Raw genomic sequence first — 24,754 nt, 5'->3', positions numbered from 1 at the left:
AATAATGTCGAATCTTGACGCTAATGCTGGGGATGTCATCCCCGCGCCGCGCTATTTCGCGGTAACGGCACTGACCTATGCCATGTTTTTCATGTTCGCCATGACGACGGACGCTGTTGGCGAGATCATTAAAATCGCTAAAGGCGATATGAACCTGTCCAACACGCAAGCCAGCGCGTTTCACTGGGCGACCATGACCGCGATTGCCCTATCCGGAATTTTGTTCGGATATTTTGCCGACAAGTTTGGTCGCAAAAAAACAATTATTGCTGGCCTCGGGCTCTACGGACTCGCGAGCGCCTCTTTTTTCTTGGGAACGAGCTTTCAGCTCTATTTCAGTCTGCTCTTTGTTAGCGGTCTTGCCATTGGTATTTTCAAAACAGCCGCCTTAGCCCTGATCAGTGATATCACGACTTCAACAGAAGAGCATACGCGCACGATGAACGCGCTTGAGGGCTTTTTCGGTATTGGCGCGATCGTTGGCCCCTTACTGGTCATTTCACTACATGCGCGCGGCATTTCTTGGACATATCTCTATCTTTTTGCCGCGGCGCTTTGCTTCGTCATGATTGTTTGGGCCGCGTTTACAAGCTATCCCGAAACTAAAAAGTCAACAGAAGAGCCTGTGAATTTATGGAAGTCCTTTGCCCTTATGAGCAACAAATACGCCATGGGATTTTCGATGGCGATTGCGCTTTATGTGGCCGCCGAAGTCTCAATTTTTGTTTGGCTGCCCTCATATCTTGAGGGCTATACTGGAACGCAAATTGCCACATGGATGGCGACTTACGCCGTTATGGTCTTCTTCGTATTTCGTGCCCTCGGCCGCTTTCTTGGCATTTGGATTCTCAAGCATTTTAAATGGACAACCGTGATGATGGTGTTCTCTGGAATTATTTTCGCATGCTTTGCCGCGAGCGCATTTTTTGGGCAAACGATTGCTGCATTCCTGATGCCTTTATCGGGCCTCTTCATGTCCATGATGTACCCGACACTTAATTCTAAGGGTATTAGCTGTTTTCCGAAAACGAAGCACGGGGCAGTTGCAGGTCTGATATTATTTTTCACCGCCGTATCTGCCGCTGCCATTGCGCCGCTAATGGGGTTTGTTGCCGATAGCTTTGGCGGAGATATGCGCTATGGCTTCATACTCGCGACGGTCCTCGCTGGATTATTATTCATCGGGATGATTTATAACTTCATGAGAGATCCTGCTGCCTCAGCTCTTAAACAAGCCAATATCACTGAATATAATCTGTGATTTTGGGTTCTTATTCAAGCATTCAAGATTAAGAGATTACGTGTGACACATCGCAAAACACCCCCTTATCCTGCGCCCTATCCAAAAATTTTCGACGGCGCGATACAGCATCCCGACTTGCTCCTATGGGATAGCTGGATCATGCATCTAAACGGAATAGATCATCTTTATTGTTTAGCACTCGCGCGGCGTGACCATGACGGTGCCCCGATCAAGCCAGAGCAACGCAATGATTATCAATTTCATTTTCGGCATTTCGAATCTGCTGACCGCGGCACGACATGGACAGATCAAGGTGTCGCCCTAAAACCTGGAAACATTTCTGACGGCAATGATGCAGGAAATGTATGGAGCGGCGGTGTCTTGCCATTAGAAGGCGGCCAAGTTCTTTTTGGATTTACGGGTATTTCTGACGCCTCCCCTGACCATCCTTTTATACAATCAATTAACTTTGCCATTGGCACTCCGGACGGTCCTGTTCATTTTGCAAATAAAGCGGCCAGCCATCCTGTCAGAGATAGAGACGCCATTCGAAAGATGGGCTATTATCTTCCCAGCACCCAAGAGATTGGGCATAGCGACGGCGAAGAAAATGGGCCGATAACAGCGTGGCGTGATCCCTATTTTTACCGCGAGGATAACGGTGACATTTATGCCTTTTGGTCCGCCAAATTAGGCCCACGACGTCCTGCTGTTGCGTGGGGCAAAATTACTATTGAAGGCACGGATGTTCGCTTAGAACTTCTTCCCCCAATTTCACTGCCCGATGAAGATGATTACACACAAGCTGAAGTTCCAAAAATTTGCAAAAACTTGGCCTCAAACACTTACTTCATGATGATCTCGGCGTGTAGTCGTCTGGATGAAGAACAGCCAGATGAAGAGGTATTCAAACAATTACGCCTTTATAAAAGCAAAAGCCTTTCAGGCCCTTGGGAACCGTATAAAGTTGGGTCAAATATCTTGAATAATATGGATAATCTCTTTGGGGCGAGTTTCCTTGATATGACCACCAAAGAGAATTCGTTCCAAATCATCGCACCTTACACTGAAAGGGCTACCCCTTCTTTGGAGCTGACATTTGCGGCCGTAAAAACCGTCAAGATTTAATTATAACCTTGGGCGTGACTTAGGCCGCCCCGCCACAAGATTTACGCACGATAAGTTCCGTATCCGTGAATTTGGAGGGCGCTGGTTTGCCAGCGATCTTGGCAAGCAGTAAGTCCACCATCATAGCGCCGCCTTGCGCAATATTTTGGTTGATAGTTGTGAGCGGCGGGGTTGAGAGTTGCGCTTGACCAATATTATCATAACCCACAATAGAGACATCTTTAGGAATAGATTTTCCGCGCGATTGCAGGGCATGAATGGCCGCCATCGCCAAGACATCCGAGGCCGCGAAAATCCCGTCAAAGACAAAACCTTCATCGATAAATTTGAGAACACCATTGAAAGCTGATTGCCCCCCGAAATTTAGTTTCAATATGTAATCTGGGTCATAAGCCATGCCTGCATCGTTATGAGCCTTGACATAGCCCTCATAGCGCAAAGCCACTTCGGGCAGGGATACATCACCGAGGAAGAGTATATTTTTGCGCCCCAGAGATAAGAGGTGTGAGGTCGCAAGCTTTCCGCCCTTAACATTATCACTCCCGACCAGCGTATAATTCTGCTCGCCATGGGCGCCGCCCCAAACAACGATATTGCTATTAGACGCACTCATAGCGTTAAGGCGCTCTGTTCGCCCGGCCTGACCGATGACGATTAAACCATCCGCGCGGCCGGACCTTAACAAACGGCGCTCTGCAATTTTCATTTCGTCTTGCGGCACTGAAACGATGAGATCATATCCTTTCTGAGACGCCGCATGAGATACAGAACCGACCATTTCCAGAAAAAACGGATCTGAAATCGTCTGCTCAGAACCCGGCGCCAACGGAATAACAATACCAATGGCTTCACTGGATTGCTTGCGCAGATTACGCGCCGCTACATTAACGGTATAGCCGATTTCATCGGCAATTTTTAAGATGGCTTCCTTCGTATGCGGTTTTACTAACGGGCTATCATTAAGCGCACGCGAGACTGTAGAGATGTCGACTTTTGCAAGCCGCGCGAGTTCGGACATGGTTACTTTTTTTGCCATATTAGACTTTTACCCATTCTCGACGGGTAATCAATTTTATTTGATAGGGCCAAGCGTGCTGGATAACCAATCTTCATGCGGAGGAAACTTCGCGTAAACTTTATTCAACATATCGGTTTGGTCAAAGACGACTGGCGCAGCATTTATCTGTCCCTCACTCATATAGCCCATACCAAAAAGAAGATATTCGTAACTTTCCAATGAAAATAAGCGGTGATTGCTTAAAAGGTCGACGTCGTGAGGCGGACGTTTTTTCCACTCTTTGAGTAAATTTTGAAGCGCAGCTGGCGCGCGGTGAGATGCGGTCGCGTCTTCCCAGAAAGGCGTGTCTCGTCTTTTGGAGGTCAAATAATGCAAGGCGACATAGCCCAAGATTTCATCAAATAAAGTCTGCATCAATTTATTAAATTGGCTTGTGGTTGCCGCGTCGAAGTGGCGGTTGAACCGCAATATGTCAGCCACGCTTTGAGCCGCAAACTGCATCATATAGAGCCCTGTGGATTCCAATGGCTCAACAAAACCATCTGCCAATCCGATTGCCAGGCAGTTGCGATGCCAAGACTTGTTTCTTTTATAGGTCTTAAATCGAATATGTTTGACCTCAATATTGTCAGCGTGTGGACCTTCGATTGCGCGCAATTCTGCTTCCGCCTCATCAGAGGATAAATGCGCGCTTGAATGAACGTAACCAAGACTTCTGCGCGACCGTAAGTTAATATCCCATAGCCAACCCGCACCTAGGGCTTTCGCAGACGTATAAGGTAATATGCGGTTCGGCCGATGAACCTCATAAGGAACAGACATTGTCACGGCACGATCACACAATAAATGCTCAGAATAATCCTGGGTCTCAAGCATGATATGCTTAGCCAAGTGAGCTGAAAAGCCTGTGCAGTCCACATAGAGGTCAGCTCTATATGAGGTGCCGTCCTCACTCACCAGAGCTTCAATATCACCCGCCTCAGACATCTCGACATTCACGATTTTCGCAAGCTTATGCGTGATTCCATTGTCAGTCCCAAACTCCGTGAGAACCTTTCCCAACTTCACAGCATCCAAATGATAGGCATAGGGGAAGGTCGATTGATATTCAGGCCAACCTACCGCTTTTGGCGCAAGGCCCTTTGTGCTTGTATTTGATAAAACTGAGAATTGATTTGAAAAATCCTCACCCCCAGTTTTATGTTTGGCAAGCCATGATAGCACGGCAGGATCCGAATTTGGTCTTTCCCGCCTGTCAAAGGGATGATCAAAATGCTCGCCCTTATTCCAATCTTCAAATCTAATCAGCGACTTAAACGTGGCGTCCGCGCCGGTCATAAATGTCTTTTCACTGATGCCAATAGCTTTCAATGTTCGGCGTATGCTGGGGACAGTTGCTTCGCCAACACCAATGACAGGAATATTAGGGGCTTCAATCAACGTAATTTTTATAGGCCGTTGCGGGTCTTCATTCAGGCGGGCATTTAGTAGGCAGGCGGTCATCCAGCCAGAACTGCCGCCGCCGACAACGGCAATAGTTTTTACCTGCTTATTGTCCGCATTTACTGCCATTACGTCCCACCTCTTAGGCGTTGAGACTACCAAGAAAATAGGCTAAAATACAATCGATTTCAGAGAGCCCTATGACAGATACGCCGTTTAAAATTATTATTGTAGGCGGCGGCACAGCCGGGTGGCTTTCCGCAGCATTTTTGAGTCAACAACTGCCTCTAACGTCGGGCCGGGATATTCAAATTACGCTTGTTGAAGCTTCTGACATTCCGACTGTGGGCGTAGGGGAAGCGACGGTTCCGTCACTGCGGGAAACACTCGCGGCCTGCGGGATTTCGGAAATAGATTTTCTCACGTCCTGCGGCGCGACATTTAAACATGGGATTAAGTTTGTAAATTGGCGACAGCCACCAGAAGAAAACTCGGGCGAGTCTTATTTTCATCCTTTCGGCGCGCCGCTTAAAGTTGGGGCCGTTGATCCGCTCAGGGCTTGGTCGAAACTCCCCCAAGATAAGCGCGGCAACATCGCCGACATATTTTCCGTACAGTCCGAGATGGCGGAAATGGGAAGAGCGCCTAAACACCTCAAAGACAGACCTTATGACGGCGCACTCTCATACGCCTATCATTTGGATGCCGGTAAATTTGCCGAATACCTGAAACAACGCTTTCGCGCACAAGGCGTTCAACACGTCATTGGCAAAGTCGCTGAGGTTGACTACGATTCTAGCTCAGAAAATATATCCGCTCTCATCCTAGATGACGGCACGAAGCTGAAATCCGATCTTTATATTGACTGCACGGGCTTTGCCGCGCGGTTGATAAATTCGGATAAGCAAAACCCATTTATAGATAAAACGGATGTCCTTTTTGTCGATAAAGCCGTTACCACCCGGCTCCCAACGAAAGGCACAGCAAGTATAAACGGTTATACGACCTGTACAGCGCAAAGCGCGGGATGGATTTGGGACATCGTCCTGCAAAATCGCCGCGGCGTTGGTCATGTCTATAGTTCTAAATACATTAGCGATGCCCAAGCCAAAACTGAACTTGCAAGCTATATTGGGCAGAGCGAAGACGCGCTTGAAACGCGTACGCTCAACATGCGTATCGGATATCAGCAGCATCAATGGCGCGGGAATTGCGTGGCGATAGGCCTTGCAAGCGGATTTTTAGAGCCGCTCGAATCGACGGGCATTTATTTAACTGAAATGGCAAATTGGGCGTTGGCGGATATGCTGCCACGTTTCATGGCAGGCCATAATCCACAGGCTCAATATACTGATGCAATGGTCCATCACTATGAGAACATAGTCGATTTTCTGAAGCTTCATTATGCCATTAGCGAGCGGCGAGACACACCGTTTTGGCGCGATAATGCCAATCCCGAAACATGGCCTGAAACGCTGAAATCTAATCTCAAGGCTTGGGAAAATGATGTGCCGTCCGTCTATGATTTCGGACGGTCAATCCAGTGCTTCTCTGCCACGAACTATCAATTCGTGCTATATGGTATGGGCTGGCGGGGGCATAAAGCGCCCAACGCATTAACCGATCAAACTAAAAACTTGCTGGAGCAACTCACTATTCGGCGCGCGCGGTTAAAAGAATTTGTATTGCGCGATACGCTACCCAATAGTGAAATTTTTGCCGCTATCGCGCCTACGAATCCAGAATAAAAAAGCCCGCTAAAAGCGGGCTAAGGTTCTCAAGGGAAAGCTGCGTCCACTCATAGACGCAGCTTTAAAATCTGAAAGAGGCAGAGGCCTCTTTCAGCTAAATTCAATTTAGAACGTGTAACGCAAGCGAGCTGAAACCGTCCGGCCAGTAATAGAACGACCAATCGTGGTATCAAGATTACCGTCGCCATTTGTATCCCAACCGTTACGGCCATCATTGGCAGATTCTGTAATGCCGGCGGCGTCAAAGACGTTGTTTGCGTTAATGGAAAGCTCAAGTGCTTCCGTCACGTTCACCGCGCCATAAAGATGCACGACTGAATAGCCGTCTTGGACAAGCAGGTTGTCATCCAATGAGAAGCTGTCACTCGTGCCAACCCAACTGCCGCCAACGCGGAAGCGGTCAAAGGTGTAGCTGGGTGAAATGGTCCAAATCATGTCAGCTTGGCGTTGCGGCGTATTGCCTTCCAAAGCTGTGTTGGCGACGCCGTTATCTTCGGCGCGCGTGATTTCAGCATCTGTAAATGTGGCTGTCGCGAAGAGGTCGAAGCCGCCATTGTTGTAGTTGGCTTCAAGCTCGACACCTTTGGAGTCATATTCACGTACACGTGCCGTTCGGCGTGCCGGACAGAATTTCTACGTTAGACTCTTCCGTATTCGTGAAGAAGGCTGTCGCGTAGAAATCGAAATCGCCCCCAGCAATTTGTCTATTTTGCATTTTGAGACCAATCTCATACTGGTCTGCTACGTCGACATAAGCATCTTCGCCACCAGGCCTCAACGACCCGTCTGGATTACGCACGCCAAAATCTAGCGCACGGTCAAAGTTGAAGCTAGCGCCACTAGAGGCGCGACCGAAGACAGAGAAGTCATCATAAAGGCGGTAGTTTGCGCCCACGGACCATGCTGTATTATCAACCTCCAAATCAGCGCGCGCGCCAACCGTTCCAGTGTTTAAGGAAACGCTCGACTCTGAGCCTGTAATGACACCGTCATTATTGACATCAAAGTCACCTCCAGCCGCTTCGAGACGGACACCCGTTTGTGTCATATTGTCGAAACGCACACTGGCATCGAGCGTAAGAGCATCATTCGTCCAAGACGCAGCTGCAAATGGTGAGCTGACTTGACCTTCAAGATCGTAATTGCGGTTTGAACCGTCCCAACCAAAGGCTTGGTTTACGCCGTGAATACCATTGATAGATTGCGGCGTTGCAATAAGAGCGGCATCGTTTTCCGTTGTAGTGCGAAGCTCTGACCAGTGCCAATCTTGTTGCAAATTCTGGTTCATAAAGAAATGACCAAGGGTTACGTCAAGCGTTGAACCACCGTCGAAATCAAAGGCTTTCGAGAGTTTCAGTTCATTGGCAAAGTTACTCATGTCATCGAGCTCAACATCGAAGACAGCCACATTTGAGGCGATACCATTTGGCAGATTAGCCGCTGTGACGGCTTGGCCTGCGTTCGGGCCATTAAAGTAAGTTGACCCAGCGCCAAGGTCAGCAGCCGATGAAACTCCGTTCGTAAAGCCGCCAAGGAAGCGTCCTTTGATGTCTTGATATCGGACTTTGTTGTTGAAATTGATGCCGCTGCCGAGATCAAAATCAACTTCGGCGCCGATGGCTTTTACCTTGTGATCAAGGCCATCAGCCAAGTCATAAGGGATCGCATTACCAGCACCATCAACGGAAATACCGTTGCGTGTCAGGTTGCTATAGATGCTGTCGTTCTGCGCTTCAAAGCTACCGAGGCTATCTCCGACAACGCCAACGCCGCTGCCATTATCTGTGCGAGACACCAGTTGCGGAAAGTAGGCCGCATCTTTTTTATCGAGCCACTTACCCGTGACACGAACGAAACCGTTCTCAAATTCTTTTGTCAGAGTGCCGCGAATTTGGCCCCCTGAAATAGGGTCATAACCCGAGTCGCGATAATCACCGCCCTGCTGGAAGTGTCCCCCGAGATGGAAATACATGTCTTCCGACAGGCTTCCGCCATATTCAGCATCAAAACGCATATCGTCATGGTCAAGGCCGAAAGTGATGGCTGCGCTACCGCCTTCTTGCTTGCCTGTTTTACCGATGATGTTGATAATGCCGCCAACGCCATTTGTTGTTAGCGTAGAAGATGTACCGCCGCGAACAGACTCGATACGAGCCAATGTCGAATCGGCTTTCACAAATCCGTCAGCTGGCGCGAAGTTAGAGTCGCCAAACAATAGAACGGGAAGGCCATCTTCTTGCGTTGAAAGATATTTTGCACCCCCGTTGAGATAGGGAGACCACGCACCGCTACGTTGGAGTTACCACCGCCAGACGATGATTCTGAACGAATACCAGGAAGGTTACGGTATATTTCGGCGAGGTTTGTTGGCGCAAGGTCTTGGATTGTTTCTAGGTTGACTGAAGATACAGAAATTGATGTATCAATCTTATTCTTACCCTTGGAGCTCACAACACCTGTTGTAATCACTTCATCCACATTAGCGTCTTGAGCGAATGCAGGTGACGTTAGCAGCGCAGCGGTTGCTGCAGTTGCGAGTAGTTTTTGGCTGGTATGAATAAACATCGATATCTCCCCTATGGCCAGTTTTTTGTTTTTTATTAGCCTGAAAGCTTAATCAATAGACTCACCAACAGACATTTCCGATTCTGACATGACTCAAATTACAAACGATTGCAACAGTAAATACAAACGATTGTATATTTTGTCAGCAATGTTGCAAATATATCACTTAAATGGATGAATAGGGTATATCCCAATAGGATTGTAATCTTAGATGTCCACTCAGTCAGACTGGTAGATAGATACTTAATCGACAGAGTGGGTCTTAAATCCGCGGCTTATATTGAACGGCTTAAGTCCCCAGCATAACATGATTTCGCCCCTCATTGTGCCCCGCAAGAATTGTATAATTCTAAGGCTCCCTGTTCTGTTGCAAAGGGCATGCTGTGAGGTGCGCCCTCGCCAAATGCAGCAACAGCATGCGTATCAAAGTCGCGATAATGAACCCAAGCCTATCTACACATTATAACCCCATCATTTCCCGCGATGATGCGGCTTAGAAGATGAGGGTGCAGAAAACTCACCTTTATCTATCCTGTCAATTATAGATAATATGGCTTCAACATGTCCCTCGAATGGGTTGTCTGGTTTAAATATTTGCATAGGCACATGAGGCGGTATGCCTCGCCCTTCCCAAAACTTCCCCTCATGGTCGTGATAGACTTCATTAGAGAGTTTAAGCCTCCAGCCATTGGGAAGCTTCTTTTCCAAAACATCGGAATGTGCGCCGCGCGTCGTCTCCCCGACATGAGTGACATTGGGCTGAGTGCGCAGAGCCATTGTAAGCATTTCACCCGCGCTCACCGTGACATTGGACGTCACTAGAACAACTGGGCCTGTATAGCGGCTGCCGGCATAAGGCGTAATAGAAATCGGATAAGGTGTCTGGTTGCTCGAATCCGCTGCATATTTTGTATAAGCAAGCGAAGGCTGAACGGCGAACCGTTCCGCAATCGCGCGAGATATAAAATCATAGCCCCCAAAGTTAACGCTCAGATCAATAATGACGGCTTTTGCGGACGCTTCGTTAAATGTTGAGATCGCTTGATCCAAAGTTTCATTTAAAACGGCCAGATCGGCGTCTTCGGAATATTCTCCTTTACCTGCATAACCTGCCTCTGCCGCAATGGCGATATACCCAATGTTATCTGAGACAATGCCAAACTGTATCATGTCGTCGGCCATCATTTTACCATCGCCATTTAAGATGTCTTTCTTAACGTCAGTCATCCAGTATTGCTGCATCATTTGATTGTTGAGCTTTTTTATGGACGTGCCGTCGCGCTCTGCAATTCGCCTAAGTGCATTTCCAACACTGCTCCGACCCGGATTCAGAACCCTCTCTTTCCCTTTGACTTTTAATTCCAAGGAAAGATGCGCGTCTTGTATAGGTTCAATCAACTCTGCAAGAATATCTGCTAACTCACCGTCTGTCGTCTTTGAGGAAATATTCTGCCGAGACGCTGCGGCAGCTTTTTTCCAATCTACGTCATAAAGATCGAAGAAGGCATAATGCGTGTCCATATAGCTGGCGAAACTGTCAAAGACGGTGAGAGGATCAGACGCCAATTCGAGGCCGCAGGTCTGAGGACGTCGAGGGATTGATTGTAGCTCTATTTTATAATCTTCGAGCGTGGGTGAAAAATAGATTGCGCGACCTTCGCTGTCATAAGCCAGATTATCAGGCGTCAAATAATATGAGAGCAGCGCAGCGGTGTCCGTATCTTCCACACAAAACTCCAGCGTATGGTGAAACAAACGTGGGTATTCTTCAGTCGCGTCCAAAACATAACCATAACCATTAGACTTCCAAATTCCCGCCACGCCTGGGGGCAGATCTGCGACGGGTCTGGCTTGCATCGACGTTCCGCATGCGGACAAAGCCAGCATTGAAACAGAGATTGCGAGGCACGAAGGATAGTAATTTTTTAACATGAGAAACTCCAATGATGTCTTGGAGTGACTATGAGTGAATTTCGCCTATGTCCTGTCTCGCAGGGACGGCAAGGACAGATAAGCTATGTCCTCTAGGCTGTTGCTCTGGAGCTGCGATAAGCTGTCGGGGTTAGTCCCGTTTCTTTTTTAAACGCTTTGTAGAATGATGACCGAGAGTTAAATCCGGCGTCATAGGTGATGTTCAACACGGTTTCATCTGAACTCATAAGCAAAGGTTTGGCATAATTTATCCGCCAGCGGTTGATGTAATCGAAGAAGGTTTCACCAATTTGCCCATTCAGCGTTTGAGAAACATAATTGGGTGGGACTGCAACATGTTTTGCTAGAACTCTAAGTGACAAGTTGGGGTCAAGATAGAGCTTGTCAACCGCCATCGCTGTCTCGATTTTCTTCGCAATTCTACTCGTATCCTCTGGGGTTAAAGCTGACTTCTCATATTTAATTAAAGGTTGTCTCGACGCTTGCAGATCATCTTCGGCAGTCTCCGCATTCGGGAGCTCTGTTTCGCCCGTTACAATAAAGCCAGGCATTTGACGCAAGCCCCAGATTGATAAGAACCCGATAAGCACAACACCGATAACAGAAGGCAGAAAACTAATTGGGTCTGGAAAGCCAATAATAAAGTCTGGTAAAATAATGATCACTGTCGCCACGAGAAGAACGATCATCCAGACAATCCACGTCAATTCTCGCCCTTCTGTATTTGCAAAAACATCCTTAAGGCGTGCTCTATAAATAGAAATGCGTCTTATTAAGGCAATGATATAGAGGGTGACTTGCCCAGCCCACATAAGCATCACAAACAGGATCATGAGCGTTACGGCGACGATCCAAGCTGTGGTTGGGCCGTCGCCATCCCCAATGATTTGATGACGTATTGTTGCCGGAGAGAATAAAAGAAATGAGCAAGCAATAATGCCTAAGACAAAGGGAATAAAATGCTTGGCATCTTTTTTTGTAACCGCATGGCGCGTTTCAGAGGTAAGCCCACGGACATAAAACCACAATGCGGGAGCCAGCAACAAAAATGCTGGAATTGAAATAATTACCGCAATGAGGGATAGATCTTTGAAATAGCCATACTCTGGAAAAGCCTCAAATATAGATACGGCCTCTGTAAATGCGTTAGCAGAAAAAAGAGGATAAGGGGACGATAAATCCCGTTCGTATCTCGCCGCAATGCAAGGAGGCAAATAGCCACAAATGACATGGCAAACGCCATAGACGCGCAAATCGTTTCTAGGAGTGTATAAAAAGACAAATAGGTCTCCAGAGATTAGCCCCTGCCATAAAGCGCTTTACTGATTTTCGCTATCAAATTTAGGCATGCGGTCTGTCCTTGCGTGACAGAACGGACAGCCGAGCCCTCTTTGCCGTCCTAGAAAGACGCCAGATCAGGGCCGAACTGCCAAATAGCTTCCAGATGAATGGCTGCACATTGGGTGTCAGCCAGACTTTGGAGTTTAATTATGAAATACCTTTCTCCGCTAATATGCACGACTGCTCTGGTTTTTATGGCAAGTCCGGCACACGCCCAAGTCAACGGATTTGGCGAGAGCGAAGGCTTTACGGTTGGTCTTGGCGTCATTGCCGACTGGTCGCCCTATGAAGGGGCAGATACGCCCTCAACGACGCCAATCCCTTACCTCGCCTATGATTGGGAAAACGCCCACCTTGGCGTCGATGGATTCAGCTACAGCTTCTTCAATACTGACGCTCTCGAACTATCCGCTCTTGTAGAACCGCGATGGTCATTTGGTGATCCTGAAGACTCGCCACTTTTTGAAGATATTGAACGCGACACGGCGCTTGAAGCTGGCCTTGAAGCCGAACTCGATTTCGGCGGCTTATTCATTCGCGCCAATATCCTGCATGATATTTCAGACGTGCATAATGGTTTCGAAGGGTCAGCCGAAGCGGGTTTTGCAGCCGAACTGGGCGAAGTGCAACTCAGGACATCTGTCGGCTATGCTTACCGTGATAAAAGCCTCAGCACACACCTCTACGGCGTACGTGCAGAAGAAGCTCGCGAGGGTCTCGGCGCTTATACACCTGATGCATCTTGGTATCCCTATGTCAGCGCTGATGCCATTTATCCCATCAGCAGCAGCATGGGCATTTTGGCGTTCGCCAGATATGAGCACCTAAACTCAGACGCAACAGACAGCCCTCTGATTACCAAAGACCGTGATGCCACATTTGGCGCGGCCTTTCTGAAACGCTTTTGAGAGGCTAGCTATGTCAGTTAAAATCCAAGTCATCCTATTGAGTGCTTTTCTTCTCTCTGCCCCAACTGTCTCTGCGCAATCCTCGACCGCGCCTTCGTTTGGAGAGCCACAAGTGCATCCCGTTATGCAACTGGCGCAACAAAAAGCGATGACCGAACACTCATTCTCCCAGCGATATGCCTTTGAAATGACCTATCGCGATGGAGACGTTGAGGCCCACGTTTTTGTCAATCCCGCACGACCAATAGGCCAAAGGCTCGACGTTGTTCGAGCCCGCCCAATCAGACTGGGACAATGATTTTCGTGACAGGCTTACAGAGTTTGATGCCGCCCCTTATGACGAGTTTTGGTGCGCGGATTTCCTCGCAATGGTTGGGCGCGACGCGCAAGCTGTAGCTCAGCATGGGACCGCCTTAGTCTTTGCTTTTAGCCCGCAGCCCGGGCCAAATGATGATGCGGATGATCGCAAATTTCTCGCTGAAATGATTGCCCATTTAACTATCGACCAAAGCACGGGCGCGATTCAAAAATTTGAAATGCGCAATCGCCGCCCCTTCAAGCCTATTTTAATCGCAAAAGTTAAATCTTTTCACATGGAAGCACACTGCCAAGTCGCGCCCAATGGCCGGCCCTATGTGGCGAATTTAAGCACAGAATTGTCAGCAAAAATTGCTCTCAAAAAAGTCGAAGACCATGAAGAGCGCCGCATCTTCAATCTGACGGAGGCACGGTAATGGTCTTAGACAAGAATAGCATTGAGAGGCCTAACGCTTAGCGTATAATTTCGCTGGGAAAATTACTTTAGGATGGGAACGATACCCACATCAAAAAGGGGCCGATTGGCCCCTTATATAAACGTAAATAATTCGCGCTATTGGAAGCGGTATTTGAACCTTGCACCAATAGATCGAGGCGGCAGAACATTCGTTCTAAAACGTCGGACATTGGCTGGATTGGCGTCTCCGTCAAAAGCTGGCGCGAGTTGGTTGTTCAGAGGGGTATTGGCAGCACTGGATTCTGAGAAATCGTTGAAGAGATTGTCCACAAAACCAATCAATGACCAATTATCGGCTTCATAGCCAATGGCGGCATTGGCCCGGCCATAGCTTGGAAGTGTATAACTTTCGCCCAGACCGCCAACAATGGTCAAAACATCGCCTTGCCATGCATAACCTGCATTAAACACCACCTCGTCACCAGAAGAGAGCGGATGACGGTAATCGCCAAAGACTGAGAACTGTGTCTTGGGTGATCCCGGTAAGCGGTCACCGTCCCGTGCGTTCACGGGGTCGGTACCAAATCCATAACCGAAGTCAGCTGTGAAATTGCCCTGCCCGTTTATCTGGCGCACCAGACCTGGAACATCAGCCGTCAGATTTGCGTCTGTGTAGCTGAAGTTACCGCGCAGACCGAAACGATCGCTCACCTGCCATGCCGCGTCTAGCTCAACACCTTTGGTCTCCGCAGACTCGGCGTTCACAGTGATGCTCGTGCCCGCATTGATAGAGGTCGTGCTGACTTGCGGATTATCCCATTTCATAAAGAATATCGCACCGTTCAGTCGGAGCGCACCGTCTAGCCAGGTTGTCTTCGCGCCAAGTTCAAAGTTATCTACCGTATCAGCAGATGCGCCGCGTTCGTCCAAAATCGCTGTTCCGCCATCACGTAATTCTTGACCAGGCGTGTAAAGACATAGGGCTTGCCCATCATCATTGAGGTAATCCCCAACGCAGACCTCGCCGCCATTGTTTACGCCCACGCGATAGCCTTGGCTGAAAGTTGCGTAAACCGTATTCCCGCCGCCAAATTCGTAGGATGTATTGACCTTGAAAAGGACGCCATCTTCTGACTGGTTCGGGGCTAAGGTTAACTGATTTTCGATATCCGCCAGTGGATAAGGTTGAAAATCTGTGACCCCATCGAACAAGCCGAAAATCGGGAAATCTGTGGTTCCAGCGGTTTCGAGTGAGTAGTCATAATATCGCGCACCAAAGGTGACATCCCATGCGTCGGTTACGTCAAAAGCGACTTCCCCGAAGACAGATTTTTCCTCAAGCTCACGTCTATCGGCCTCAAAATATTCTAAGTCACCGGAAAATTGAGGTGTTGGCAAACCATTAAATTCAATCACACCCGGCGTGAATTCGGATGAGAGCGCATTGTATTTATTCTTGTTGTAAAACGCGCCGATAATCCAGCTCAAACGCGACTCCGCCGTAGAAACGAGACGAAGTTCTTGGTTGAAAATCTCTGTCTCCTCATCCTCAAACGTAAAGCCTGTGAATGTTGGGAAAGTTTCGTAATAATAATCCAGAGAGATTAGCAAATCTGTTTGATCGCGTTGACCGTTTTCCTCAACCGTTGCCAGACCTGTTGCGGAAGTCAGTTCCGCAAAGCCGAGATCAGCCACAATTTCAAGCGCCAGCAAATCACTATCGCGCTCATTGGGTTCTTCAACGCGTCCGCCAAACTCATACTTGCCAGAGTCAAGTGTGAGTTGGCTTCCAAATGTGGCCGGAATATTTGCCGTACGGAAAGACGATGTATTGCGTCCACCATATTCGCCCTCTTGGAAATAATAAGTGAACGTCGCATCTAGCCTATCACTTGGCTGCCACCGCGCTGCCAGACGGCCAGATAAAATCTCTTCTGTATTGGCATCTTTAATAGGCCTGAAATTACTGGCATCCGCAAAAGCGTCAGGCTCGGAAGCCCCTGGCTGCCGAACCACAAAAGGGTAGTCAATAAAGCCTCTATCATTTTGGAAATCTAATGATCCCCGCAATGCGAAATTATCAGAGACAGGGGCGTTAAACGTAAATCCTGTGTCCGTGCTAATACCGCTCCCCTCGCTGTAAGAGTAAGCGCCCGCTCTGACTTCAAACAACTGACGGTCGAAATCGGGTTTGTTCGGAATATAGCGGATCGCGCCGCCCATAGTCCCTGCACCATAAAGGGTTCCTTGCGGCCCAAGCAAAACCTCAACGCGTTGTAAGTCATTCAAACGCAAATCAACGAAAAGCGGAATTTCTCCAACATATGTTGCAACCGTGCCTCCGCCATTTTCTTGGCCGAAGCTGTTCTGAATATCCTCGACATTCAACCCGCGCACCACAATTCGGTTTCCGTCTCGACCGCCTTGGTCAGCGATATTGAGTCCTGGGACAAAAGCCGCGAGTTCTGAAATATCACCAAAACCCTGCTGTTCGATTTGTTCACCGCCTATCGCGGAAATATTGATCGGAATATCCTGAATAGACTCAGCGCGTCGCGTCGCTGTCACAATAATTTCGTCATTTATAACCTGAGCTTGCGCCGCCATACTATATCCGATTGATCCGAGTGGCAGTGCGAGGATGCTTACAGTTAACTTCAATCGGTTCTTGAGAGTAAATTTAGGTTCCATGGTATTTCCCTTTGGGTGGCGCAGCGTCACGTATAACTTGTATTAAACCTACCGCATAGACAACAAAATTAGATTTCAAATTGTAATGCTGCGGCCAAATTTGACTAAATAGGTGCGGCAAAAGATGAAATCTGCTTTCAAATTCATCACTTGGCATATTGCTCTCAGATTCGGAATAGTTTTCCAACAAAGTTTCAGCTACGAAAGAGCATGGCCTCATTGACCGTTCAAACAGGGTTAAACGCTCTAAAAAACAAACGCTACGAAGCCGTCCACGCTGAGTGTATCGCTGAAATCAAAGAGAATATTTCAAACCCTGTCCCTTATTTTCTACTGGGCGCAATCGCTGCCGACCATGGGAATATAAAAAAGGCTTTGGAGTTGTTCTCGAAAGCTGAAGCCTTAGATGCTGAAAACGCATTTTATCCGGCCTTTATTGGTAAGACCTATGCCGAGTTACGACAGTCCTCAGACGCGAAATTAGCTGCTGACAGAGCCGTAAATTGCGAAATAAGAGACGCTTTTGTTGCGGACATAATAGGGGTCATTTACAGCCGCTGCGGCGCTCATGCGCGTGCCGTTCCCATGTTTGAGCGCGCTGTTGAACTCGACCCGACGCCTGCAAATTACTATTACAATCTGGGGGCTTCTGCACAATTTTTAGGTGATTTTTCAAAGGCCGACAAAGCCTACCAAAACGCGATCGCAAGAGATCCCCATCACTACCGCGCCTGGGCCTCGAAGGTTTCGCTTACACAACAGACGGAGTCTCAAAACTATTTGTCTGACCTCAAAACACTGTTCACAGACCTGCAAGGCCATCAGGACGCGACGCATCAAATAGGTCACGCGATTGCTAAAACACTTGAAGATATAGGGCGCCATGAAGACAGTTTTGATTGGCTCTATAAAGCGAAGGCCGCCAAGCGCGCCGAATTTCCTTATGACCGAGTAGCGGGCCGCGAAACATTTGCCGCCGCAGCGGCCACAACCGACATACCCCCTGCCCGCAATCCCAATGGCGGCGCACCTATCTTTGTCGTCGGCTTGCCCCGTACGGATACAACACTTGTGGACCGCATACTCTCGTCTCATTCTAAAGTTCAGTCCGCGGGGGAGTTGAGCATTTTATCTAATCTTGTGAAGGATATGAGCCAGACGACCTCCAAATATGTACTGGATGCTGAAACGCTGCACGGCGCCTCATCTATTGATCTAGACGTGTTGGGCCGCGATTACATGCGTCTCGCGGAAGAACGATTGGAGAGGCCTGGTCAATTTGTTGATAAAATGCCGTTTAACTTTTTTTATGCAGGGCTAATTTCAAAAGCTCTACCAAACGCCAAGATTATCGCACTGAGGCGCGGCGCAATGGACAGTTGCTTATCTAACTATCGGCAACTGCTGTCTGTGCAAGAATCCTTTTATAATTATACCTTTGATCTTGAGGATACGGCGTTTTTCTACAGTCAATTCGATGGTTTAATGACCCATTGGCGCACCCATCTTCCGAAACAAAATTTCATAGAAATACGCTATGAAGAAATTGTGTATGATCAAGAAAACCAGACGCGTCGACTCCTCGACTTTTGCGGACTAAATTTTGAAGAGCCGTGCTTGCGTTTTCACGAAAACATATCACCCGTGTCGACAGCCAGTTCAGTTCAGGTTCGCCAACCGCTTTATTCAGGCTCTATCGGCCGATGGAAAAAATATGCTAACAAATTGGACGGCTTGCGCAACGCATTAGGCGATCTGGCGGATTAGAGTTTTTCCAGCGGGACATAATCTATGTCAAAGCCAAAGCGCCGCGGCGCCACAACTTTTAGCGCTGTCTCAGAGCGGTAGAAATCCGGGCAGCCTGTGGCAAATACGGCGACGCGTTGACCATAGCGGAGGCGTTCGGCATTTATCGGCGCCCCTGTTTCAAAGTCGACGATTGTGATCAGGTCGGGCACGCTGGCTCGGACACGATCACCTTGTCGTGCGAGCAGATATTCGTTCTTGATATTGACGGATAGGTTTTCCTCCGAACTGTCAAAGCTCTCGATCAAAGCTTCTCCAATATCATAGCCGCCGATGATGCGGGTTGTTTTGTCAATAACCTTTCCCGTGTAAAGCAGCCGACATTCGCCGTAAATTGAGCTCGCAAACAAAGCGGCCAGCGGTTTTTCAAGCGTCGGAGCTTGACCGCGCTTTTCCCTCAGTAGCCGTCCTAGTTTTACGGAGAAGCTCACCGTCCCCGGTATGATCGTATCTTTCAACTGCCGCCCCGTCATTGCGTGCTCTGCGGCCGTAATCATCCCCCCGGCTGCCATGGAAAATGCGCGGATATGGCGCTCATAGGTTTCTGTTGTATCTGTATTAAATGTCGCGCTATTGCCCGCATAGTCATAGGCCAGTGCGGGCGTCGGTTTCACGCCGCCAATGGGATAAGACATCATCTGAGCCTCTGGTAAGGCGCGGCCCATGCCGTCACCGTCAACGATTGGCAAGCCTTTGGCGGCCGCCGCACAAATCGGAATCACAGAATTACCACCCCCAATCTCAAAGGACGCCACCGCGTCAATTTTGCGGCCCACAAATGTCTCAAACGCATTCAACGTCTCTGCGGCTTCCTCAACAGATGGCAAAAGCTCAAGGCTGACTGTCGGCGCACCGACGCTGCCGACGGGCACGATAAAGGCATCATCGGCGAGGTCTTGCGGGGGTAGCAATCGCACGGGGCCGAAGGTCTTTATGGCTTCCGCTGTGATGAGCTTTGGCACATAGGGGTCTCCGCCCCCACCGGTCGCTAAGAAGACAGCGCCCAAAGCCAAGTCATCCAAATGCTCTAGGCCAATATGCGTTAATGTCTCGCTCATGCCCGAAGTTCCCCTATGACTTTAACCCTCACGCGGGTCGCGCCTTCGTCCATATACGGGATGGCGGTTTCCTCAATATCGACAGCGCGAATGGTCTCGCGGTCTGCTCCCGCCGCCAGTGCGCGCTCCGTGGCCGCCGCTGTGACCTCTGCAATGGCGTCTTCGCGGGTGACGCTACGGTAGGATAACATGCGCTCCGACTCGCCCCCGACTTGCGCGATGGCTGCCCCAATCGCATTTGCGACGCCTGCATTGTCTGGACGGTAGAGTTTTGAGGCGGCTTTAAGATCACCCGTCACAAGAACGGAGCCGCCACCCACTAAAATGACAGGTAGCGACTGCCCCCCAGGCTTCATCATATCAATGGCGTGGTCCAACATTGCATGCATGGTATCAGTCGCCGCCTCTATAAGGTGCGACGTAAGCCCCGCGACCTTGGTGGAGTCGCCAATGTCCCGCGCGCCAGAGGCGACTATAATATCCGTCGCCGTGAGTGTATCACCCCCGAAAACCAGTCCATCATGAACGAGACGGTGCCCCACAGATTGCGGACCAATCGTTTTACCATCATCGCTAATCAGGCTGCCGCCGCCCAGTCCGATCGCCAAAATGTCTGGCATACGAAAATTTGTTCTAATGCCACCAATGTCGACAATGACATTGGACTCTCTTGGGAACCCGCCTTGCAGCACACCAATATCAGATGTTGTGCCCCCAATGTCGACGACAATCGCCTCCTCAAGTCCCGTGAGTTTATAGGCGCCCCGAAGTGAATTCGTCGGCCCTGACGAAAATGTCAAAGCCGGAAATTGGCGCACGAATTCGGAACTCATCAGCGTGCCGTCATTCTGGCTAATGAATGCAGGACACGTCAGACCACGCGACTTCAGCGCCGCCAGAAATGCATTCACGACCTTTGTTGCAAATGGCAGAAGCGCCGTATTCATAATGGCGGCGTTCTCACGCTCAAGAAGGCCGAGCCTGCCGAATTGATGGGACAGCGTCAGCTGCGCATCAGGGATAGCCTCAAGAATGGCTTCACTCACTTTAATTTCGGGGTCCGCATTCATCGGTGAGAAAGCCGATGAAATTGCAATGTTCTTTATGTTTTCTTTTTTAAGGGCTCGAATAACGGCGGCAATTTCAGCCTCCCTCAAATCAGCGAGCGGATAGCCGTCATAGAGATAGCCCCCATGAATCATATGTACCTGCGCGTTTATCGCCGCACGCATGTCATCTGGCCAATCGACCATGGGCGGCATGCCGCGTCCTGATGGCAGACCAATGCGAATAGCCGCCATGCGAGACAGTGATTTCCGCTCGATAATGGCATTGGTGAATTGTGTTGTCCCAATCATCACGGTTTGGATTTGTTCTACCCGCACCCCACCAGATGTCAGGATGTCGTCCAGCGCATTGGAGATACCCGACACAACATCAGCTGTGGTCAAAGATTTGGTCGCAGCAATGACTTGGTCACCGTTTAGGATCACCGCGTCCGTATGCGTGCCGCCGACATCAATCCCTATCCTCACGACACGCGCCTTCTGCCAAGTTTGGCAAAAGCGAAGTAAATGATAGCGCTCAGCACAAGTGCATCAATGGCCCCAATCCCACTGAGGTTTGGCAATGTGCCGCGGTCCGCTAAAATTGCGACGATCGCGCCTACGGCCCAAGCCAAGAAAGCAGGTGCGTTGAGTGTTTTATTGTCCGCGAGCGTTTCAAGCTTGTAAACGTCAGGCCTAACGAAAAATCGATCGATGATTAAGACGCCTGCGACTGGGATGAAAATGATTGATAAGTACCAAAGGAATATCTCGAACGCGCCAAGAATATTCATTAGGGCCGCAATAACGCCGACAATTCCTAGCCCAATGGTCAGCCATTTCGTGTTCAGTTTCGGGAAGGTCGCTTTGGCGCTGAGAACTGTGCTGTATAGATTAAGAGAGTTTAAAATCCAGCTCCCCGCGATGATGATGACGAACGCACCAAACCCAAGATTAACGTCCAGCATGAGCTTGAGCATAACATCTGTGCGGCTCACGCCTTCCGCATCGAAATAGGCCTCGAACACACCCGAGCTAACACCGGCCAGTCCTGCCGATATCATGACCAATAACTGGACGAATAAATAACAGAGAATGGCTGTGTAAACGGCTCCCGATTTTTGCCGGATAAACCGCGTGATGTCGGGCAAAATGATAGCGCCAATAATCACGGCCCCGACAACCCAGGAAATCCCGTCCCCTATTGTCATTGCGTTATCCCCCACGGCGCGCACGGGTTTGTCCATAGCAAAGAAATCTGTCAGCCCGTAATCGGCAAAGGCAGATTTCAGGAACAAAGCTGTCACAATAATTAACACAGGGACCAGAAGCGTAGATAAGAAATTGATGGCTTTGAACCCAACCAAAGTCGTCACAGTCATGCAAAAACTCGCCATTATCGCCAGCGCAATATCTGGAACGGCGATGCCCCATAAATCCAAGGCCAGACGCCCAACAGTGTCCATAAATAAATTTATGTTTAAGCCGAACCAACCCATGAGGCTCACGGCGAAAGCGATGTTCACTACGGCCGCGCCTTTGTCGCCAAACGCGACCCGCACAAGCAAATAGGAACTCATACGGTCAGCCGCACCTATATAGCCTGTCACGCAACCCACGACAGTTACAATAAGCGACCCCCAGAATAAGGCCCAGATGGCATTCACTGGCGACAATCCGGCAAACACCTCAAGCCCCGTTAAAAAGGTCGGGAGCGAAAATCCCACCATCGCTGCAATCGCGGCGACACGCGGCCAGGCGACAAGTTGATCCTGCCTAATGGGGACTGCTGCAAACTCGCTAATGTCTTCCATGCGTTTTCCCTTTCAAATTAACCTAGATCATAAGCGAACAAATTAGCTATCAAATATAAACGCCCAATCGCGCAACTATTTCGTTCTTGCAGTCACCACGAAAAGAAGATTTATTGCGAGGATGTCAGGCAAGATGAAGAACATAAAGCTAGACGCGATAAATCGGAAAATTCTCTCGATTACGCATCTGCAATCTGACATCTCCAATCAAGATCTCGCGGACCGCGTTGGGCTGTCGCCGAGTGCCTGTTTCCAGCGTGTCAAAGCGCTCAAAGACGCTGGTTATTTTGTGAGTTTTCATACAGATTTGGATCTCGACAGACTGGTCGAACATGTTTTGGCTTACGTCGAATTCACGCTAAGCGACAATACGCTGGCGGCGAGGCGGCGCTTTGAAAACGAGATTAATAAGCACCCAGAATTCATGGATTGTTTGAGGGTCACGGGCGAGTCAGATTACATCGCTTTCACGTGCTGCTCCAATACCCAATCCCTCAACAACCTGCTTGATCAAATTTCAAATCAAGATGAATTAGGAATTAAAAACATCAAAACCAGAATAATCCTCGAGCGCTCCAAATGGTATTTAGGATATCCATTGGCCAAACTTAAATGGCTAGATACCTAATATTCATGAGGGGGGCGTTAGCGAGTGTCCTTAATTGGGCGATTTTAGGACACTTAACTAATGTCCGCTTTAGCGGGAGATGAGCATGCTATGAAGTTTCAAAAACTTTCGGCAACACATTTAGAAGCGTCGAGTAATGCCCTTGTTTAGGTTCGATAATCAACTCTGTGCGAGCTGTTAGGGCTGACTTCAAGGCCTCCGACATTTCAACAGGTGACCAAGTGTCTAACTCACCATGATAGATGGTGACGTCACACCGCACTTTGCCTAACTTCTCGGCCCATGGTTGCACGTATTTTACTATCGCATGCCTGTATGATTTTGCGTTGTGGTGAAGAGACTGACGCAACCCAGCGGTCGCGCAACTTACAAATATTGGGTCGTTGAGAAGTTCCTTGTCTGCATCGCAGCTTGCCGCGAACATTTGGGTCAGCAAGAATTTTGGAGCGACAAAGGCCACCATGGACTGCATTGCAGTTAGTAGTAGCAGCCCTATCTTGCTAGCATGGGCTGTTTTAAATATCGGGGCACCAGCCATATTCTCCAAAAAGTCGCCAAGTTCCAATGGCCCCGCTGGCGATATCAGGATAATTTCAGAGATATGATCAGGTCGAGTTGCTGCCATTTGCAACGCCGAAAATGCACCCAATGAGAATGCAACAAGCCTCACCTTCCCATGTGTTGCTACAAAACTGTCTAATGCCTGAAAATCCAAAGGTGCAATCACTTTTGGAGAGTGAGGGACAGAAAGCTCCACCATACGAAGTTCATCACCGCTACCAGGCAATCCGTGAAGGTATAATGTGTAAGAGTTTGTATGAATGACCATAAATCAAAATAGCGCTAGAAGTCAGCGTTGGCATTAGGCACAACGCCACAGGTTTCTTCCCTAACGCCTTCGTCACAGCATTACCAGCGTCCTACTTTGTGCGACTTAAGCCACTCGTCTAACGTCCCCCCTCCCCCCACCACCCGTTCACAAGGCTTGCCCCGCGCTGTGTCTTCCGTTAGAGCGCGGCCATGTTTGATTTGGCTCTTTTTATATCGGCGTTTACGACGCTTTTTGTGATCATTGATCCGCCTGGGTGTGCGCCTATTTTTGCGACCTTGACCAAAGGTATGACGCGAAAACATCAGCGCGCTATGGCGATCAAGTCTGTGGGTGTGGCGTCGATCATCCTGATCGGCTTTGCCTATGCGGGTGAGTTTTTATTTTCCAAGCTGGGGATCAGCCTTGATGCGCTGCGCATTGCGGGCGGGATCATGTTATTTATCATCGGCCTGAACATGGTGTTTGAGAAGCGCACGGAATCGCGCGAAGATCGCGCCGAGGACTTGCTCGAAGAAATCGAAGACCCTGAAGATATTTCCGTTTTCCCAATGGGCATCCCCATGATCGCGGGGACTCGGGACTATGGCCTCTCTCTTATTGCTGAAATCCAAGACATCGGATTTATACGGCGAGCTGACGATTATGGCGGCTCTGGTGGCGGTCTTGCTGATCACCTTTGTCAGCTTCCTAATCGCGGGGCCGTTGATGAAATTGATGGGGAAGACCTTCACCAATGTCCTGACCCGCGTGCTGGGTGTTTTGCTCGCCACGCTGGCAGCGCAATTTGTGCTTGACGGAATACGCGGCGCGCTATTCTAATCTGTCCTAAGCTCTG

18 protein-coding genes and 2 pseudogenes are annotated in these 24,754 nt (G+C 49.1%); 8 read left to right on the top strand and 12 right to left on the bottom strand.

All coding sequences use genetic code 11. From position 1 onward, the window contains the following. Window positions 1–4 precede the first annotated feature (4 nt). Both AB8615_RS00740 and AB8615_RS00735 read left to right on the top strand, forming a co-directional pair. Entirely contained in the window at window positions 5–1,261 is a 1,257-nt protein-coding gene (locus AB8615_RS00740) for an MFS transporter (RefSeq protein ID WP_409433043.1), read from the top strand. Window positions 1,262–1,303: 42 nt separating this feature from the next. Further along, on the top strand, window positions 1,304–2,371 hold the full coding sequence (locus tag AB8615_RS00735; RefSeq protein ID WP_418152511.1) for a hypothetical protein: 1,068 nt from the start codon (window positions 1,304–1,306) through the stop codon (window positions 2,369–2,371). A 19-nt stretch (window positions 2,372–2,390) separates the two neighbouring features. On the opposite strand, the gene AB8615_RS00730 is transcribed toward AB8615_RS00735, so the two are convergent. Then, window positions 2,391–3,407 (bottom strand): LacI family DNA-binding transcriptional regulator, encoded by a 1,017-nt coding sequence (locus AB8615_RS00730; protein ID WP_409433041.1) that lies wholly within the window; start codon window positions 3,405–3,407, stop codon window positions 2,391–2,393. A gap of 36 nt (window positions 3,408–3,443) precedes the next feature. Further along, window positions 3,444–4,961, bottom strand: coding sequence for a tryptophan halogenase family protein (locus tag AB8615_RS00725; RefSeq protein ID WP_409433040.1), 1,518 nt, complete (start codon window positions 4,959–4,961; stop codon window positions 3,444–3,446). Between the two features lie 71 nt (window positions 4,962–5,032). Here AB8615_RS00725 and AB8615_RS00720 point away from each other — a divergent pair, with 71 nt between their 5' ends. Next, window positions 5,033–6,580, top strand: a complete 1,548-nt coding sequence (locus AB8615_RS00720) for a tryptophan halogenase family protein (RefSeq protein WP_409433039.1) — start codon at window positions 5,033–5,035, stop codon at window positions 6,578–6,580. Window positions 6,581–6,688: 108 nt separating this feature from the next. Here the strand turns inward: AB8615_RS00720 and AB8615_RS00715 are convergent. The 5 genes and pseudogenes from AB8615_RS00715 to AB8615_RS00695 form a co-directional block, all read right to left on the bottom strand. Then, window positions 6,689–7,168, bottom strand: a pseudogene (locus AB8615_RS00715) (TonB-dependent receptor domain-containing protein); the annotation flags it as partial. 10 nt (window positions 7,169–7,178) lie between these two features. Next, complete coding sequence (locus AB8615_RS00710) at window positions 7,179–8,798, bottom strand: TonB-dependent receptor domain-containing protein (protein WP_418152510.1); 1,620 nt, start codon at window positions 8,796–8,798, stop codon at window positions 7,179–7,181. Further along, window positions 8,756–9,148, bottom strand: a complete 393-nt coding sequence (locus tag AB8615_RS00705; RefSeq protein WP_418152509.1) for a Plug domain-containing protein — start codon at window positions 9,146–9,148, stop codon at window positions 8,756–8,758. Before AB8615_RS00705 ends, AB8615_RS00710 begins: the two co-directional genes overlap by 43 nt. A gap of 471 nt (window positions 9,149–9,619) precedes the next feature. Further along, on the bottom strand, window positions 9,620–11,080 hold the full coding sequence (locus AB8615_RS00700) for a S41 family peptidase (protein WP_409433037.1): 1,461 nt from the start codon (window positions 11,078–11,080) through the stop codon (window positions 9,620–9,622). A gap of 92 nt (window positions 11,081–11,172) precedes the next feature. Continuing rightward, entirely contained in the window at window positions 11,173–12,333 is a 1,161-nt protein-coding gene (locus AB8615_RS00695; protein ID WP_418152508.1) for a helix-turn-helix domain-containing protein, read from the bottom strand. A gap of 237 nt (window positions 12,334–12,570) precedes the next feature. On the opposite strand from AB8615_RS00695, the gene AB8615_RS00690 reads away from it, so the two are divergent. Beyond that, entirely contained in the window at window positions 12,571–13,329 is a 759-nt protein-coding gene (locus tag AB8615_RS00690; protein WP_409433035.1) for a MipA/OmpV family protein, read from the top strand. Between the two features lie 263 nt (window positions 13,330–13,592). Continuing rightward, the gene (locus AB8615_RS00685; protein ID WP_418152507.1) at window positions 13,593–14,063 is read left to right on the top strand and encodes a hypothetical protein; all 471 of its coding nucleotides are present in this window, start codon (window positions 13,593–13,595) and stop codon (window positions 14,061–14,063) included. A gap of 137 nt (window positions 14,064–14,200) precedes the next feature. Here the strand turns inward: AB8615_RS00685 and AB8615_RS00680 are convergent, their stop codons facing one another. Continuing rightward, on the bottom strand, window positions 14,201–16,735 hold the full coding sequence (locus AB8615_RS00680; RefSeq protein WP_418152506.1) for a TonB-dependent receptor: 2,535 nt from the start codon (window positions 16,733–16,735) through the stop codon (window positions 14,201–14,203). Window positions 16,736–16,945: 210 nt separating this feature from the next. On the opposite strand from AB8615_RS00680, the gene AB8615_RS00675 reads away from it, so the two are divergent. Further along, window positions 16,946–18,502, top strand: a complete 1,557-nt coding sequence (locus AB8615_RS00675) for a tetratricopeptide repeat-containing sulfotransferase family protein (RefSeq protein WP_418152505.1) — start codon at window positions 16,946–16,948, stop codon at window positions 18,500–18,502. Here AB8615_RS00675 and AB8615_RS00670 read toward each other — a convergent pair. The 3 genes from AB8615_RS00670 to AB8615_RS00660 are packed head-to-tail and all read right to left on the bottom strand — an operon-like array spanning window position 18,499 to window position 22,459. Then, the gene (locus AB8615_RS00670) at window positions 18,499–19,599 is read right to left on the bottom strand and encodes a DUF917 domain-containing protein (RefSeq protein WP_409433031.1); all 1,101 of its coding nucleotides are present in this window, start codon (window positions 19,597–19,599) and stop codon (window positions 18,499–18,501) included. The two genes, AB8615_RS00675 and AB8615_RS00670, sit on opposite strands and share 4 nt — an antisense overlap. Then, window positions 19,596–21,134: a hydantoinase/oxoprolinase N-terminal domain-containing protein gene (locus AB8615_RS00665; protein WP_409433030.1), complete on the bottom strand. Its 1,539-nt coding sequence runs from the start codon at window positions 21,132–21,134 to the stop codon at window positions 19,596–19,598. Before AB8615_RS00665 ends, AB8615_RS00670 begins: the two co-directional genes overlap by 4 nt. Beyond that, on the bottom strand, window positions 21,131–22,459 hold the full coding sequence (locus AB8615_RS00660) for a purine-cytosine permease family protein (protein ID WP_409433029.1): 1,329 nt from the start codon (window positions 22,457–22,459) through the stop codon (window positions 21,131–21,133). The genes AB8615_RS00665 and AB8615_RS00660 overlap by 4 nt, the downstream gene beginning before the upstream one ends. Before the next feature lie 121 nt (window positions 22,460–22,580). Between AB8615_RS00660 and AB8615_RS00655 the strand changes: the two genes are divergently transcribed. Further along, a complete protein-coding gene (locus tag AB8615_RS00655; RefSeq protein ID WP_409433028.1) occupies window positions 22,581–23,087 on the top strand; it encodes an Lrp/AsnC family transcriptional regulator in 507 nt (168 codons plus the stop codon). An 88-nt stretch (window positions 23,088–23,175) separates the two neighbouring features. Here AB8615_RS00655 and AB8615_RS00650 read toward each other — a convergent pair whose 3' ends face one another. Further along, window positions 23,176–23,916 (bottom strand): alpha/beta fold hydrolase, encoded by a 741-nt coding sequence (locus AB8615_RS00650; RefSeq protein ID WP_409433027.1) that lies wholly within the window; start codon window positions 23,914–23,916, stop codon window positions 23,176–23,178. A gap of 191 nt (window positions 23,917–24,107) precedes the next feature. On the opposite strand from AB8615_RS00650, the pseudogene AB8615_RS00645 reads away from it, so the two are divergent. Continuing rightward, window positions 24,108–24,738: pseudogene (locus AB8615_RS00645) on the top strand (MarC family protein). Window positions 24,739–24,754: the final 16 nt, after the last annotated feature.

Source organism: Litorimonas sp. RW-G-Af-16 (genome assembly GCF_048319245.1).
Classification (GTDB): domain Bacteria; phylum Pseudomonadota; class Alphaproteobacteria; order Caulobacterales; family Maricaulaceae; genus Litorimonas.
Note: the sequence above shows the minus strand (reverse complement) of the source record. Positions and strands in the feature narration are given on the sequence as shown.

Coding starts and splice junctions, on each gene's coding strand:
- AB8615_RS00740 (WP_409433043.1), top strand. CDS start 5: ATGTCGAATCTTGACGCTAATGCTGGGGATGTCATCCCCGCGCCGCGC.
- AB8615_RS00730 (WP_409433041.1), bottom strand. CDS start 3,407: ATGGCAAAAAAAGTAACCATGTCCGAACTCGCGCGGCTTGCAAAAGTC.
- AB8615_RS00725 (WP_409433040.1), bottom strand. CDS start 4,961: ATGGCAGTAAATGCGGACAATAAGCAGGTAAAAACTATTGCCGTTGTC.
- AB8615_RS00720 (WP_409433039.1), top strand. CDS start 5,033: ATGACAGATACGCCGTTTAAAATTATTATTGTAGGCGGCGGCACAGCC.
- AB8615_RS00705 (WP_418152509.1), bottom strand. CDS start 9,148: ATGTTTATTCATACCAGCCAAAAACTACTCGCAACTGCAGCAACCGCT.
- AB8615_RS00700 (WP_409433037.1), bottom strand. CDS start 11,080: ATGTTAAAAAATTACTATCCTTCGTGCCTCGCAATCTCTGTTTCAATG.
- AB8615_RS00690 (WP_409433035.1), top strand. CDS start 12,571: ATGAAATACCTTTCTCCGCTAATATGCACGACTGCTCTGGTTTTTATG.
- AB8615_RS00680 (WP_418152506.1), bottom strand. CDS start 16,735: ATGGAACCTAAATTTACTCTCAAGAACCGATTGAAGTTAACTGTAAGC.
- AB8615_RS00675 (WP_418152505.1), top strand. CDS start 16,946: ATGGCCTCATTGACCGTTCAAACAGGGTTAAACGCTCTAAAAAACAAA.
- AB8615_RS00670 (WP_409433031.1), bottom strand. CDS start 19,599: ATGAGCGAGACATTAACGCATATTGGCCTAGAGCATTTGGATGACTTG.
- AB8615_RS00660 (WP_409433029.1), bottom strand. CDS start 22,459: ATGGAAGACATTAGCGAGTTTGCAGCAGTCCCCATTAGGCAGGATCAA.
- AB8615_RS00655 (WP_409433028.1), top strand. CDS start 22,581: ATGTCAGGCAAGATGAAGAACATAAAGCTAGACGCGATAAATCGGAAA.
- AB8615_RS00650 (WP_409433027.1), bottom strand. CDS start 23,916: ATGGTCATTCATACAAACTCTTACACATTATACCTTCACGGATTGCCT.